Source organism: Pseudomonas sp. PDM20 (assembly GCF_014852575.3).
Classification (GTDB): domain Bacteria; phylum Pseudomonadota; class Gammaproteobacteria; order Pseudomonadales; family Pseudomonadaceae; genus Pseudomonas.
This window is the reverse complement of sequence record NZ_CM181224.1, coordinates 4,702,060-4,714,791: the sequence shown is the minus strand read 5'-3', so window position 1 is coordinate 4,714,791 and position 12,732 is coordinate 4,702,060. Positions and strand designations below refer to the sequence as shown.

Genomic DNA, 12,732 nt, shown 5'->3' with positions numbered 1-12,732 from the left:
TGGTGAATGATCGTCGCCCTGTGTCCTCACTGGCGCCTATGCTCGGGGCCACACCATCCTCCCCAACGAACAACAAGCAACGAGGTTTCCCATGCGCGAAGTGGTGATCGTCGACAGCGTCCGTACCGGCCTGGCCAAGTCCTTCCGTGGCAAATTCAACATGACCCGTCCGGACGACATGGTCGCCCATTGCATCGACGCGCTGCTGGCGCGCAACAACCTCGACCCGCTGCTGGTGGACGACTGCGTGGTCGGCGCGGGCTCCAACGAAGGCGCCCAGGGCCACAACATCGGCCGCAACGCCGCCGTACTGTCGCGCCTGGGCACCCATGTCGCCGGCATGACCCTGAACCGCTACTGCTCCTCGGGTCTGCAGGCCATCGCCATTGCTGCCAACCAGGTAGCCTCGGGCTGCAGCGACATCCTCGTGGCCGGCGGCGTCGAGTCCATCACCCTGACCATGGGCAAGCAGAACCTCGACAACTTCGTGAACCCGCGCCTGAAGGACGAGTTCCCCGGCATCTACTACCCCATGGGGCAGACCGCCGAGATCGTCGCCCGCCGCTACAACGTCACCCGCGAGCAGCAGGACCTGTACTCCCTGCAGAGCCAGCAGCGCACCGCCCGCGCGCAGGCCGAAGGCCTGTTCGACGATGAAATCGTGCCGATGAGCGTGAAGTACCTGGTGGAAGACAAGGCCACCGGCGAGAAGAAAGTGCTCGACGGCGTGGTCGACCGTGACGACTGCAACCGCCCGGAAACCACCCTCGAAGGCCTGAACTCCCTCAAGCCGGTGTTCGCCGAGGACGGTTCGGTCACCGCCGGGAACGCCTCGCAGCTCTCCGACGGCGCCTCGATGACCCTGATCATGAGCCTGGAGAAAGCCCTGGAACTGGGTCTCAAGCCCAAGGCCTTCTTCCGCGGCTTCACCGTCGCCGGCTGTGAGCCGGACGAGATGGGCATCGGCCCGGTGTTCTCGGTGCCCAAGCTGCTCAAGGCCAAGGGCCTGCAGATCGCCGACATCGACCTCTGGGAGCTCAACGAAGCCTTCGCCTCGCAGTGCCTGTACGCCCGCGATCACCTGGGCATCGACAACGAGAAGTACAACGTCAACGGCGGCTCCATCTCCATCGGTCACCCCTTCGGCATGACCGGCTCGCGCCAGGTCGGCCACCTGGTGCGCGAACTGCAGCGCCGCAACCTGCGCTACGGCATCGTCACCATGTGCGTAGGCGGCGGCATGGGCGCCACCGGCCTGTTCGAGGCCGTTCGCTGAGGCACCCGGCTCTTCCCACGCAGGAGAGCCGAACGCAAAAAGCCCCGGCAGCGATGCCGGGGCTTTTTCTTTGCCCAGTGTTGGAGCCGGGGGTATCTGCAGGCAAAAGAAAACCCCGGCTGGCAGGCCGGGGTTCGTGTGGCCAGGAGCTGAAGGAGATCAGCGTCCGACGCGGGCGAACAGGTCGGAGGCCTGCTGCATGCGGGTGATGTACAGCATCACCTCGCGCTCAGCATCGAAGCGCGTGAAGTAAGGGCCTTCCAGCGTTCCCTCGCGGGTGGAGAAGAAGTACTGACCATTGACCGCGCTGATGCGGTCGCTGCGGTAATGGGTGGCCGCCTGGCCGTCGCCGACGCGTTGTCCCAACATGAGCTGACCTCCCGAACTAAAGGATTAATTGAATCGAGTGTATGTCGCAAAGCCCCGCCGTGCCTGGGCTACGCAGGAATGGCGACGAACGGCAGGCAATCGTTTCAGCGATGAAACACTCACCGGCATGGGCTTCACGTTCCCTTGACTATGCTCAGTGTCCGGCGACGGTCGTCGTCGGGCAGGGTCGAGAAAAGTAGATTGTTTTGGTTATAAGAAAATCAAAATATATTCTTTTTAATGCGTAAAGACCTTGTGCATAGTGGTGACCAACACGAACAAGGAGAGACCCATGAGCTTGCGACTCGGCGACATCGCCCCCGACTTCGAACAGGAATCCAGCGAAGGCCGCATCCGTTTCCATGAATGGCTCGGCAACAGCTGGGGCGTGCTGTTCTCCCACCCGGCCGACTTCACCCCGGTATGCACCACCGAGCTGGGTCTGACCGCCAAGCTCAAGGACCAGTTTGCCGCCAAGGGCGTTAAGGTGATCGCCCTGTCCGTCGACCCGGTGGACTCCCACGTGAAGTGGATCGAAGACATCAACGAGACCCAGAACACCGTGGTCAACTTCCCGATCATCGCCGACGCCGACCGCAAGGTCTCCGAGCTGTACGACCTGATCCACCCGAACGCCAACGACACCCTCACCGTGCGTTCGCTGTTCGTCATCGACCCGAACAAGAAGGTGCGCCTGACCATCACCTACCCGGCGAGCACCGGGCGCAACTTCAACGAGATCCTGCGCGTCATCGACTCGCTGCAGCTCACCGACAACCACAAGGTCGCAACGCCCGGCAACTGGCAGGACGGCGACGACGTGGTGATCGTGCCCTCGCTCAAGGACGAGGAAGAGATCAAGCAGCGCTTCCCCAAGGGCTACCGCGCCATCAAGCCGTACCTGCGCCTGACGCCGCAACCGAACAAGTGATCCGAAGCGGCTGCGCGTCGGCCAGCCTGCGTCGCCAGCGACAGCGAGATGCTCATGTGCTCTGGCACACTCCGCTCTCACTGCCGCTGGTGCCTTGCCTGACTCTGGCTCGCGCGCTCCGGAGGCCGAAGTCTCAACCTCGAGCGGAAATCGGGCCGGTTCGCCGGCCCATTTTTATCCTTCATGCGCGGACCACGCCGCGCTTTTTTATTCAAGCTCTGCTTTCTGTTCGATCTATTCGATCTGACTTGCCCGCCAAACGGGAAGAAGACGCAAGCCACGCCAAGGAGAAGACCATGGGTCATTCCACCTGGCGCCGCAGCCTGGCCGTCGCTCTTCTCGCGAGCCTGCCGATCGGCGCCTACAACAGCCCCGCCCAAGCCGCCGACGCCCCGAAAGAGGTGCGCCTGGACTACGCCTACTACGCGCCCACCAGCCTGGTGCTCAAGCACTTCGGCTGGCTGGAGAAATCCCTCAAGCCGCAAGGCACCGAGGTGCGCTGGGTGTTCAGCCAGGGCAGCAACCGTTCGCTGGAGTACCTCAACGCCGGCAGCACTGACTTCGCCTCCACGGCGGGGTTGGCTGCCGTCCTCAGCCGCGCCAACGGCAGCCCGCTGAAGACCGTCTACATTGCCAGCCGTCCGGAGTGGACCGCACTGGTGGTGCCCAAGGATTCGCCGCTCAAGTCGGTGGCCGATCTCCGGGGCAAGAAGATCGCCGCCACCAAGGGCACCGACCCCTACCTGTTCCTGTTGCGCAGCCTGCAGCAGGCCGGGCTGGACAAGAGCGACGTGGAGATCGTCCACCTGCAGCACCCGGACGGCCGCGCCGCGCTGGAGCAGGGCAGGGTGGACGCCTGGGCCGGCCTCGATCCGCACATGGCCGCCAGCGAGCTGCAGGCCGGGTCACGACTGCTGTACCGCAACGTCGACTTCAACAGCTACGGCGTGCTCAGCGTCACCGAGAAATTCGAGAAGGAGCAGCCGGAGCTGATCAAGCAGGTCATCGCCGCCTATGAAGAAGCGCGTCAGTGGGCCGTGGCGCACCCGGAAGAGACCGCGAAGCTGCTCGCCGAGGAAGCCAAGCTGCCGCTGGAAGTGGCGAAGCTGCAACTCTCTCGCACCGATTTCAGCAAGCCGCTGCCGGGTGCCGAACAGGTGGCCGCGCTGAAGGCCGCCGCACCGATCCTGCTGGACGAGCAACTGGTGCGTCCGGGGACCGACGTCACTGCCGTGGTGGATCAACTGATCGCGCCGCAACTGGCCGGTGAAGTGATCGGCAAGCCCGCCGTCGCCAGGGCGGAGCAGTAAGTCATGCCGTCCCAGAGCCTGCGCCTGGCCCGCCAGCGTCGCGCACTGAAACTGCGTTGGCCGCGGCTGAGCTGGCGCGCCTGGCTGGTGCCACTGCTGCTGTGTGCGGCGCTGGAGCTGTCGGTGCGCGTCGGCTGGTTGGCCGAGCACCAGATGCCGGCGCCCAGCAGCATTGCGCTGACGCTCTGGCAACTGGCCCAGGGCGAACTCTGGAAGCATGTCGCGGCCAGCCTGGCACGGGTCGCGGCCGGTTTCTTCATCGGTGCGGCGGCGGCCGTGCTGATCGGTACCTGGGTAGGGCTTAGCCAGCGCGCCGAGGCCTACCTGGAGCCCACCTTCCAGGCGCTGCGGGCCATCCCCAGCTTGGCCTGGGTGCCCTTGCTGCTGCTCTGGCTGGGTATCGATGAAACCCCGAAGATCGTGCTGATCGCCCTCGGCGCCTTCTTCCCCGTCTATCTCTCGCTGGTGGCCGGCGTGCGCAACGTCGACCGCAAGTGGGTGGAGCTGGGCCGGCTTTATCACCTGTCGCCCTTCGCCCTGGTGCGGCGCATTCTCCTGCCGGCGGCGCTGCCGAGCCTGTTCACCGGACTGCGTGGCGCGCTGAGCCTGAGCTGGATGTTCCTCGTCGCCGCCGAACTGATTGCCGCCACCCGCGGCCTGGGCTACCTGCTCAGCGACGGCCGGGAAACCTCGCGGCCGGACATCGTCATCGCCGCCATTCTGGTGCTGGCGGTGCTCGGCAAGCTCAGTGACAGCCTGCTCAAGGCGCTGGAACAGCGTGCGCTGGCCTGGCGCGATACCTTCCTTGGCAATGGAGTGAGCGGATGAGCGCGTTGCTGGAACTGCGGGACATCCGCAAGAGCTTCTCCGGCGTGCGGGTGCTGGACGATGTCAGCCTGAGCCTGGCTCCGGGCGAAGTGGTCAGCCTGCTCGGCCCCAGCGGTTGTGGAAAAAGTACGCTGCTGCGCATCGCCGCCGGGCTGGACGACGAGTTCGCCGGCTCGCTGGTGCGCAACCCGCTGCTGGGCTTCGGCCCGGATGGCGGTAGCGGCCGTGGCGGTGGCGGCGTCGGTGTGGTGTTCCAGGAGCCGCGCCTGCTGCCCTGGCTCACGGTGGCGCAGAACATCGGCTTCGCCGACGGCTGGCTGGCCGACGCTCAGCGCATCGGGCATCTGCTGCGCGACGTGGGGCTGGAAGGCAAGGGCGAGCTGTTGCCCAAGCAGCTCTCCGGTGGCATGGCGCAGCGCGCGGCCATCGCCCGTGGCCTCTATGGCCGGCCGCAGGTGCTGCTGCTGGACGAGCCTTTCAGCGCGGTGGACGCCTTCACCCGCATCCGTCTGCAGGACCTGATCCAGCAGTTGGCGCTGGAGTACGACATCAGCATCCTGCTGGTCACCCACGACCTCGATGAGGCCTTCTACCTCAGCGACCGCGTCCTGCTGCTGGGCGGTACGCCCAGTCGCCTGCGCCGCGAATTCCCCGTGCCGCTGCCGCGTCCGCGCGATCGTCGCGCCGTGGAACTGGCCTTCCTGCGCGGCGAAGCGCTGACCGAGCTGCACCTGTCCCACGTCATCTGACGTTCCGCCCCTACGGGATGCTGCTGTGCTCGGATCGGCCCTCACCCTAGCCCTCTCCCGGAGGGAGAGGGGACCGTTCGGTGCAGGATGAAACCACAGCATCAGCCGGCACGGCCTGCCCCCTCTCCCTAAGGGAGAGGGTTGGGGTGAGGGGGAAATGCAGGCGCGGAATTATCCAGGAGAAGACAATTGCTCCTGCGTATAAATCGAAATCGCATAACTAAATGAATAAATACCATTTATTGGAATATGAGAAGGACTGTTAAGGTCTATGCACATTGGTTAGCAGGGCGGCATTTGTACCGCTCTGATCGTTATAAGGAAGCGTGCAGATGTATGTAGTCACCCTTGCCGGCAGCCCCAGCCAGCGTTCCCGATCCGGTGTCCTCCTGGACATCGCGCGGAACTGGCTGCACGCCCACGGCGCCGAGGTGCGCTCCTACAGCGTGCGCGACTTCCCGGCCGAGGACCTGCTGCATGCACGCTTCGACAGCCCACGGGTGGTCGAGCTGATCGAACAGGTGCTGCGCGCCGACGGCCTGGTTATTTCCACCCCGGTGTACAAGGCGTCCATCGCCGGTGCGCTGAAGGTGATTCTCGACCTGCTGCCGGAGCGGGCGCTGGCACACAAGGTGGTGCTGCCCCTGGCTACTGGCGGCAGCAATGCCCACATGCTGGCGGTGGACTACGCGCTCAAGCCGGTCCTCGCCGCATTGAAGGCCCAGGAAACCCTGCACGGCGTGTTCGCCGAGGAGAGCCAGGTGCAATACCCCGAGGGCAATACCCCGGCGCGCCTGGAATCGACCCTGGAACATCGACTGCTGGAATCCCTGGAACAGTTCCACGGCGCCCTGGCGCGCCGGCCGAAACCCATCGACCCGAACCTGCTCAACGAACGGCTGATCAACGCCCGCTGGAGCATCTGACCGACCCATTCAACGCAGGCGAACGCCCAGCCCCAACCCGGCAAGCGTCTCCGCGTCAAATAAGAAAAGGCCCTCACCGTCCCGACAACGGGACCGCAGGTCCGGCAAGCACACTCGATAAAGGAGCACTCCCATGCGGACCCTCACTTTGCGTAGTGGACTGGCGGCCCTGCTGATCGCAGCCCTGTCCTACAACGCCCAGGCAGACGAACAACCCGGTACCGTGCGTATCGGTTACCAGAAGTACGGCACCCTGGTGCTGCTCAAGGCCCGTGGCACGCTGGAGAAGCGCCTGGCCGAGCAGGGCGTCAAGGTGCAATGGACCGAATTCCCCGGCGGCCCGCAGCTGCTGGAAGGGCTGAACGTCGGCAGCATCGACTTCGGCGTCACCGGCGAAACCCCGCCGGTGTTCGCCCAGGCTGCTGGCGCCGATCTCGTCTACGTCGCCCATGAGCCGCCGGCGCCGACCAGCGAAGCGATCCTGCTGCCCAAGGATTCGCCGATCAAATCCGTCGCCGAGCTCAAGGGCAAGAAGGTCGCCCTGAACAAGGGCTCCAACGTGCACTACCTGCTGGTGCGCGCCCTGGAAAAGGCCGGCCTGAAGTACAGCGACATCCAGCCCGTGTACCTGCCGCCGGCAGACGCCCGCGCCGCCTTCGAGCGCGGCAGCGTGGATGCCTGGGTGATCTGGGACCCGTACCAGGCCGCCGCCGAGAAGCAGCTCTCCGCCCGCACCCTGGTGGACGGCACCGGCCTTGTGGATAACCACCAGTTCTACCTGGCGACCCGCCCCTACGCGAACAACCACCCGCAGGTCATCACCACCCTGATCGACGAAGTGCGTTCGGTCGGCGAGTGGTCGCAGCAGAACCCGCAGCAGGTCACCGACCAGGTCGCGCCGCTGCTCGGCCTGCCGGCGGACATCACCTTCACCGCGGTGAAACGCCAGGGCTACGGCGCCCAGCCGATCACCCCGGAAGTCACCGCCGCGCAACAGAAGATCGCCGACACCTTCACCCAGCTGAAGCTGATCCCGAAGGCGCTGAGCATCAAGGACGTGGTCTGGACGGCGCCGGCCAAGGTGGCCGCCGCCCAGTGACACACCTGTAGGAGCGGGCCATGCCCGCGACCGGCCTGACGCCAGGCGCGACGCGGTTTGCGGGCATGGCCCGCTCCTGCACAAAGCAACACGAAATACCCCAATCCCATCATCGCGCGGCTACGCCACGCCGGCGCGCTTATCTGGAGTTACTGCGATGAGTCTCAACATCTTCTGGTTCCTGCCGACCCACGGCGACGGCCACTACCTGGGCACCGCCGAAGGGGCCCGCGCCGTGGACCATGGTTATCTGCAACAGGTCGCCCAGGCCGCCGACCGCCTCGGTTTCGGCGGCGTGCTGATCCCCACCGGCCGCTCCTGCGAGGACTCCTGGCTGGTCGCTGCCTCGCTGATCCCGGTGACCCAGCGCCTGAAATTCCTGGTCGCCCTGCGCCCGGGCATCATTTCCCCGACCGTGGCCGCCCGCCAGGCCGCAACCCTCGACCGGCTCTCCGGCGGGCGCGCGCTGTTCAACCTGGTGACCGGCGGCGACCCGGACGAACTGGCCGGTGACGGCCTGCACCTGAGCCACGCCGAACGCTACGAAGCCTCGGTCGAGTTCACCCGCATCTGGCGCCGCGTGCTGGAAGGCGAGACTGTCGACTACGACGGCAAGCACCTGCAGGTGAAGGGCGCCAAGCTGCTCTATCCGCCGATCCAGCAGCCGCGTCCGCCGCTGTATTTCGGTGGCTCTTCCGATGCCGCCCAGGACCTCGCCGCTGAGCAGGTCGAGCTGTACCTGACCTGGGGTGAGCCGCCCGCCGCCGTCGCCGAGAAGATCGCCCAGGTGCGCGAGAAGGCCGCCAGGCAGGGCCGCAGCGTGCGCTTCGGCATCCGCCTGCACGTGATCGTCCGCGAGACCAACGAGGAAGCCTGGCAGGCCGCCGATCGCCTGATCTCCCACCTGGACGACGAGACCATCGCCCGCGCTCAGGCCTCGCTGGCGCGCTTCGATTCCGTCGGCCAGCAGCGCATGGCTGCCCTGCACGGCGGCAACAGGGACAACCTGGAAGTCAGCCCCAACCTCTGGGCCGGTGTCGGCCTGGTGCGTGGCGGCGCCGGCACCGCGCTGGTCGGCGACGGCCCGACGGTCGCGGCGCGCGTGAAGGAATACGCGGAGCTGGGCATCGACACCTTCATCTTCTCCGGCTACCCGCACCTGGAAGAGTCCTACCGGGTCGCCGAACTGCTCTTCCCGCATCTGGAACTGGCTCAGGCACAGGCACCGCAGGCGCGTGGCTACGTCAGCCCGTTCGGCGAGATGGTGGCAAACGATTCTCTACCTCCTAGAAAGCTGCCCAAGGCGGCTGCAGCGAGCTGAGCAAACGTAGGGCGAATAACGCGCAGCGTTATCCGCCGTCGATCCCGAACGGCGGATGAAGCGTTCCGCTTCATCCGCCCTACGATCGAAGAATCCGGAGAGATGAGATGAGCGTTACCAACAACCTTGCCCAGCGCCTCGCGCCCTGGGCCCTGCCGGTGGGCCTGGTGGTCATCTGGCAGCTGGCGGTGGAATTCGGCTGGCTGTCCAGCCGCATCCTCCCCGCGCCCAGCGCCGTGGCCGAGGCCGGCTACCACCTGGTGGTCAGCGGCGAGCTCTGGCAGCACCTGGCGATCAGCACCTGGCGCGCCGCCGTCGGCTTCGTCATCGGCGGCAGCATCGGTCTGGTGCTGGGGCTGATCACCGGCCTGTCGCAATGGGGCGAGCGCTTCCTCGACAGCTCGGTGCAGATGATCCGCAACGTGCCGCACCTGGCGCTGATCCCGCTGGTGATCCTGTGGTTCGGCATCGACGAGTCGGCGAAGATCTTCCTGGTCGCCCTGGGCACGCTGTTCCCGATCTACCTCAACACCTACCACGGCATCCGCAACATCGATCCGGGGCTGCTGGAAATGTCGCGCAGCTACGGGCTGTCCGGCTTCGCGCTGTTCCGCCAGGTGATCCTGCCGGGCGCGCTGCCCTCGATCCTGGTGGGTGTGCGCTTCGCCCTGGGCTTCATGTGGCTGACCCTGATCGTCGCCGAGACCATCTCCGCCAACTCCGGTATCGGCTACCTGGCGATGAACGCCCGGGAGTTCCTGCAGACCGACGTGGTGGTACTGGCGATCCTGCTCTATGCCGTGCTCGGCAAGCTCGCCGACCTCGCCGCCCGCGGCCTGGAACGCGTCTGGTTGCGCTGGCACCCGGCCTATCAGGTCAAGGGAGGTGCGGCATGAACGCAGTCAACCCTCTGTCTCAAAAGCAGCTGCCGCAGCAACTCAAGAAAGGCATCCCGCTGGCGCTGGAGAATGTGCGCAAGCGCTTCGGCGACCGCGAGGTGCTCAAGGGCATCGACCTGCGGATTCCGGCTGGCCAGTTCGTCGCCATCGTCGGCCGCAGCGGCTGCGGCAAGAGCACCCTGCTGCGCCTGCTGGCCGGGCTCGATGAGGCCAGTGACGGCCAGTTGCTGGCCGGCTCCGCGCCGCTGGAAAGCGCCCGCGAAGAGACTCGCCTGATGTTCCAGGACTCGCGCCTGCTGCCCTGGAAGCGGGTGATCGACAACGTCGGCCTGGGCCTGAAGGGCGACTGGCGTCCGAAGGCGCTGGATGCGCTGGCGGCGGTGGGGCTGTCCGACCGCGCCAACGAGTGGCCGGCGGGCTTGTCCGGCGGCCAGAAGCAGCGCGTGGCCCTGGCCCGCGCGCTGATTCACCAGCCGCGCCTGCTGCTGCTCGATGAGCCGCTGGGTGCGCTGGATGCCCTGACCCGCATCGAGATGCAGCAGCTGATCGAGAACCTCTGGCAGCAGCATGGCTTCACCGTGCTGCTGGTCACCCACGACGTCAGCGAGGCCGTGGCCATCGCCGACCGGGTGATCCTCATCGAGGACGGCGAGATCGGCCTGGACCTCAACGTCGAGCTGCACCGGCCGCGTGCCCGTGGCTCGGCGAGGCTCGCCGCGCTGGAAGCCGAAGTGCTCGAACGCGTGCTGTCGCTGCCGGCCCAGCCGCCCGAACCGGAACCCGTTTCCCCACTGCCCACGCAACTGCGCTGGGCGCTTTGAACCCACAGTGAAATCCCTATTCTCCCAAGGAGCTACGCCATGACCATCAAAGCCATCAACGTCCGCAACCAGTTCAAGGGCACCATCAAGGAAATCGTCGAAGGCGATGTGCTGTCGGAAATCGACGTGCAGACCGCTGCCGGCATCGTCACTTCGGTGATCACCACCCGTTCCGTGAAGGAGCTGGAACTGGCCATCGGCAGCGAAGTGATCGCCTTCGTGAAATCCACCGAGGTCTCCATCGCCAAGCTGTGAGTGCGGCGCTGGAAGAGGCGGGCAGTCCGGCGACGGGCTGCCCGTTTTCTTTTGTGCCGACCGACGATCTGTCCGGCGTGCGTAGGAGCGGACTCCGTCCGCGATCGATTCCCGGCAGCTCCGAGCCGGCCGGTGGCACTTGCCCTCTCCCTAACCCTCTCCCTGAAGGGAGAGGGGACCGTTCGGTGCAGGATGAAACTGCAGCTCCAGCCGGCACGATCTACCCCCTCTCCCTCAGGGAGAGGGCTGGGGTGAGGGGGAATGCACTTGCACGGATTTTCCGGCGAAACACGGTTGCTCCTGCAAGACCCTGCGCGGCGCGGCGGCAAACATATAGAGCAATTACTCTACTTCCCTTAGACTCCGCTCAAACCAACAAGAGAAAGGAGTCCCGCATGTCCCTGAGTCCCTCTGCCTTCGCGTTGCTCGGCCTGGTTGCCTGGACCGTGCTGCTGGTCCTGCTGCTGGTCAACCAGCGCGGCCTGCTGGTGATGTCCGGCCGCATGAAGGTCAACGTCTTCGCCGCCGACGGCAGCAACACCCCCGGCACCTTCGGCCAGCGCCTGGTGCGCGCACACGCCAACTGCGTGGAAAACGTGCCACTGTTCTGCGCCGTGCTGCTCTACGCCATGGTCACCCAGCAGACAGTGATCACCGACCCGCTGGCGCCGGCCCTGCTGGTGGCGCGCATCGTCCAGTCGGTGGTGCATCTGCTCAGCACCTCGGTGCTGGCGGTATGGGTGCGCTTTGCCGCGTTCCTCGTCCAGCTGATCATCCTCATCTGGTGGCTGCTGCGCCTCTCGACCCTGATCTGACCGGCGACCGGAACAGTTGCACCACGCAACTGTTCCTATGGGGCGATACCGCCATGACTTAGCATGGCGGACCGCATACGCGTCGAGGCACTCATGCACGTTTCATCCGGCCGCTGGCAGTTCGGCCTGTTCCTGGCCCTGGTCACCGCCGTCCTCTGGGGCATCCTGCCGATCAAGCTCAAGGAAGTCCTGAAGGTCATGGACCCGATCACCGTCACCTGGTTTCGCCTGGTGGTGTCCGGTGGCCTGCTGCTCATCTACCTGGGCTTCACCCGCCAGTTGCCGCGCTTCTCGCCGCTGGGCAAGCGCGGCAAGGGGCTGGTGCTGATCGCCATCCTCGGCCTGACCGGCAACTACGTCTGTTACCTGATCGGCCTGCGCCTGCTCACGCCGGGGACCACGCAGCTGGTGATCCAGATCGCGCCGATCCTCCTGCTGCTGGGCAGCCTGTTCGTCTTCAAGGAGAGCTTCAGCGTCGGCCAGGCGCTCGGTCTGGCAGTGCTGATCTTCGGCTTCGGGCTGTTCTTCAACCAGCGCCTGGCCGAGCTGTTCGGTTCGCTCGGCGAGTACACCACCGGCGTGCTGATCGTGGTCTTCGCCGCCTTCATCTGGACCTTCTATGGGCTCGCGCAGAAACAGCTGCTGACCCAGTGGACCTCGGTTCAGGTGATGATGGTGATCTACCTGGGCTGCGGCGCGCTGCTCACGCCCTGGGCGCATCCGCTGGAGGCCCTGGACCTGTCCCCGCTGCAGGGCTGGCTGCTGCTGGCCTGCTGCCTGAACACCCTGGTGGCCTACGGCGCCTTCGCCGAGGCGCTGGCGCACTGGGAAGCCTCGCGGGTCAGCGCGACCCTGGCGATCACGCCGCTGGTGACCTTCGCCTCGGTGGCGCTGGCTGCTTCGCTGTGGCCGGAGTTCGTGCGGCCCGAGGACCTCAACGGCCTGGCCTATGTCGGTGCGCTGCTGGTGGTCAGTGGCTCGGCGCTCACCGCGCTGGCGCCTTCGCTACTGCGCAGCTACCGGGCGCGAAAGGCGCGCATCGCCAACGTCTGAGTTCCCGAAGGGCCGCCGTGAGGCGGCCTTTTGCTTTCCATCGTTTTCGCCCGATCGTTCTCGTCTGGCTTCAATTCTGC

The 12,732-nt window shown here is 65.9% G+C and carries 14 protein-coding genes; 13 read left to right on the top strand and 1 reads right to left on the bottom strand.

Features of this window, described 5'->3' with window-relative positions; translation table 11 throughout:
• Positions 1–91: 91 nt before the first annotated feature.
• Positions 92–1,276 (top strand): thiolase family protein, encoded by a 1,185-nt coding sequence (locus tag IB261_RS21540; RefSeq protein ID WP_081519196.1) that lies wholly within the window; start codon positions 92–94, stop codon positions 1,274–1,276.
• Between the two features lie 159 nt (positions 1,277–1,435).
• Here the strand turns inward: IB261_RS21540 and IB261_RS21535 are convergent, their stop codons facing one another.
• Positions 1,436–1,645 (bottom strand): DUF6316 family protein, encoded by a 210-nt coding sequence (locus IB261_RS21535; protein WP_081519197.1) that lies wholly within the window; start codon positions 1,643–1,645, stop codon positions 1,436–1,438.
• A gap of 292 nt (positions 1,646–1,937) precedes the next feature.
• On the opposite strand from IB261_RS21535, the gene IB261_RS21530 reads away from it, so the two are divergent.
• The 12 genes from IB261_RS21530 to IB261_RS21475 all read left to right on the top strand — a co-directional run bounded on the left by IB261_RS21530 (position 1,938) and on the right by IB261_RS21475 (position 12,652).
• The gene (locus IB261_RS21530; RefSeq protein WP_045212297.1) at positions 1,938–2,576 is read left to right on the top strand and encodes a peroxiredoxin; all 639 of its coding nucleotides are present in this window, start codon (positions 1,938–1,940) and stop codon (positions 2,574–2,576) included.
• 296 nt (positions 2,577–2,872) lie between these two features.
• A complete protein-coding gene (locus IB261_RS21525) occupies positions 2,873–3,886 on the top strand; it encodes an aliphatic sulfonate ABC transporter substrate-binding protein (protein ID WP_192381179.1) in 1,014 nt (337 codons plus the stop codon).
• Between the two features lie 3 nt (positions 3,887–3,889).
• Positions 3,890–4,714, top strand: a complete 825-nt coding sequence (locus tag IB261_RS21520; RefSeq protein WP_192381180.1) for an ABC transporter permease — start codon at positions 3,890–3,892, stop codon at positions 4,712–4,714.
• Positions 4,711–5,463 (top strand): ABC transporter ATP-binding protein, encoded by a 753-nt coding sequence (locus IB261_RS21515; RefSeq protein ID WP_192381181.1) that lies wholly within the window; start codon positions 4,711–4,713, stop codon positions 5,461–5,463. Before IB261_RS21520 ends, IB261_RS21515 begins: the two co-directional genes overlap by 4 nt.
• Before the next feature lie 332 nt (positions 5,464–5,795).
• Entirely contained in the window at positions 5,796–6,389 is a 594-nt protein-coding gene (gene ssuE / locus IB261_RS21510; RefSeq protein ID WP_081519200.1) for an NADPH-dependent FMN reductase, read from the top strand.
• Between the two features lie 133 nt (positions 6,390–6,522).
• A complete protein-coding gene (locus IB261_RS21505) occupies positions 6,523–7,488 on the top strand; it encodes a sulfonate ABC transporter substrate-binding protein (RefSeq protein ID WP_081519201.1) in 966 nt (321 codons plus the stop codon).
• 157 nt (positions 7,489–7,645) lie between these two features.
• Positions 7,646–8,809, top strand: coding sequence for an FMNH2-dependent alkanesulfonate monooxygenase (gene ssuD / locus IB261_RS21500; protein ID WP_081519202.1), 1,164 nt, complete (start codon positions 7,646–7,648; stop codon positions 8,807–8,809).
• 107 nt (positions 8,810–8,916) lie between these two features.
• Positions 8,917–9,705 (top strand): aliphatic sulfonate ABC transporter permease SsuC, encoded by a 789-nt coding sequence (gene ssuC / locus IB261_RS21495; protein WP_081519203.1) that lies wholly within the window; start codon positions 8,917–8,919, stop codon positions 9,703–9,705.
• Positions 9,702–10,529, top strand: coding sequence for an aliphatic sulfonates ABC transporter ATP-binding protein (ssuB, locus tag IB261_RS21490; protein ID WP_081519204.1), 828 nt, complete (start codon positions 9,702–9,704; stop codon positions 10,527–10,529). The genes ssuC and ssuB overlap by 4 nt, the downstream gene beginning before the upstream one ends.
• A gap of 39 nt (positions 10,530–10,568) precedes the next feature.
• Complete coding sequence (locus IB261_RS21485) at positions 10,569–10,784, top strand: TOBE domain-containing protein (RefSeq protein WP_017517652.1); 216 nt, start codon at positions 10,569–10,571, stop codon at positions 10,782–10,784.
• Between the two features lie 395 nt (positions 10,785–11,179).
• Positions 11,180–11,599: an MAPEG family protein gene (locus IB261_RS21480; RefSeq protein WP_081519205.1), complete on the top strand. Its 420-nt coding sequence runs from the start codon at positions 11,180–11,182 to the stop codon at positions 11,597–11,599.
• 93 nt (positions 11,600–11,692) lie between these two features.
• Positions 11,693–12,652, top strand: a complete 960-nt coding sequence (locus IB261_RS21475) for a DMT family transporter (protein ID WP_081519206.1) — start codon at positions 11,693–11,695, stop codon at positions 12,650–12,652.
• The last annotated feature ends 80 nt before the right edge of the window (positions 12,653–12,732 follow it).

Bases quoted from the DNA above. Each gene is read 5' to 3' on its own strand.
- ssuD (WP_081519202.1), top strand. From the start codon at position 7,646: ATGAGTCTCAACATCTTCTGGTTCCTGCCGACCCACGGCGACGGCCAC.
- IB261_RS21535 (WP_081519197.1), bottom strand. From the start codon at position 1,645: ATGTTGGGACAACGCGTCGGCGACGGCCAGGCGGCCACCCATTACCGC.
- IB261_RS21515 (WP_192381181.1), top strand. From the start codon at position 4,711: ATGAGCGCGTTGCTGGAACTGCGGGACATCCGCAAGAGCTTCTCCGGC.
- IB261_RS21530 (WP_045212297.1), top strand. From the start codon at position 1,938: ATGAGCTTGCGACTCGGCGACATCGCCCCCGACTTCGAACAGGAATCC.
- ssuE (WP_081519200.1), top strand. From the start codon at position 5,796: ATGTATGTAGTCACCCTTGCCGGCAGCCCCAGCCAGCGTTCCCGATCC.
- IB261_RS21485 (WP_017517652.1), top strand. From the start codon at position 10,569: ATGACCATCAAAGCCATCAACGTCCGCAACCAGTTCAAGGGCACCATC.
- IB261_RS21505 (WP_081519201.1), top strand. From the start codon at position 6,523: ATGCGGACCCTCACTTTGCGTAGTGGACTGGCGGCCCTGCTGATCGCA.
- IB261_RS21540 (WP_081519196.1), top strand. From the start codon at position 92: ATGCGCGAAGTGGTGATCGTCGACAGCGTCCGTACCGGCCTGGCCAAG.
- IB261_RS21480 (WP_081519205.1), top strand. From the start codon at position 11,180: ATGTCCCTGAGTCCCTCTGCCTTCGCGTTGCTCGGCCTGGTTGCCTGG.
- IB261_RS21520 (WP_192381180.1), top strand. From the start codon at position 3,890: ATGCCGTCCCAGAGCCTGCGCCTGGCCCGCCAGCGTCGCGCACTGAAA.
- ssuB (WP_081519204.1), top strand. From the start codon at position 9,702: ATGAACGCAGTCAACCCTCTGTCTCAAAAGCAGCTGCCGCAGCAACTC.
- IB261_RS21525 (WP_192381179.1), top strand. From the start codon at position 2,873: ATGGGTCATTCCACCTGGCGCCGCAGCCTGGCCGTCGCTCTTCTCGCG.
- ssuC (WP_081519203.1), top strand. From the start codon at position 8,917: ATGAGCGTTACCAACAACCTTGCCCAGCGCCTCGCGCCCTGGGCCCTG.
- IB261_RS21475 (WP_081519206.1), top strand. From the start codon at position 11,693: ATGCACGTTTCATCCGGCCGCTGGCAGTTCGGCCTGTTCCTGGCCCTG.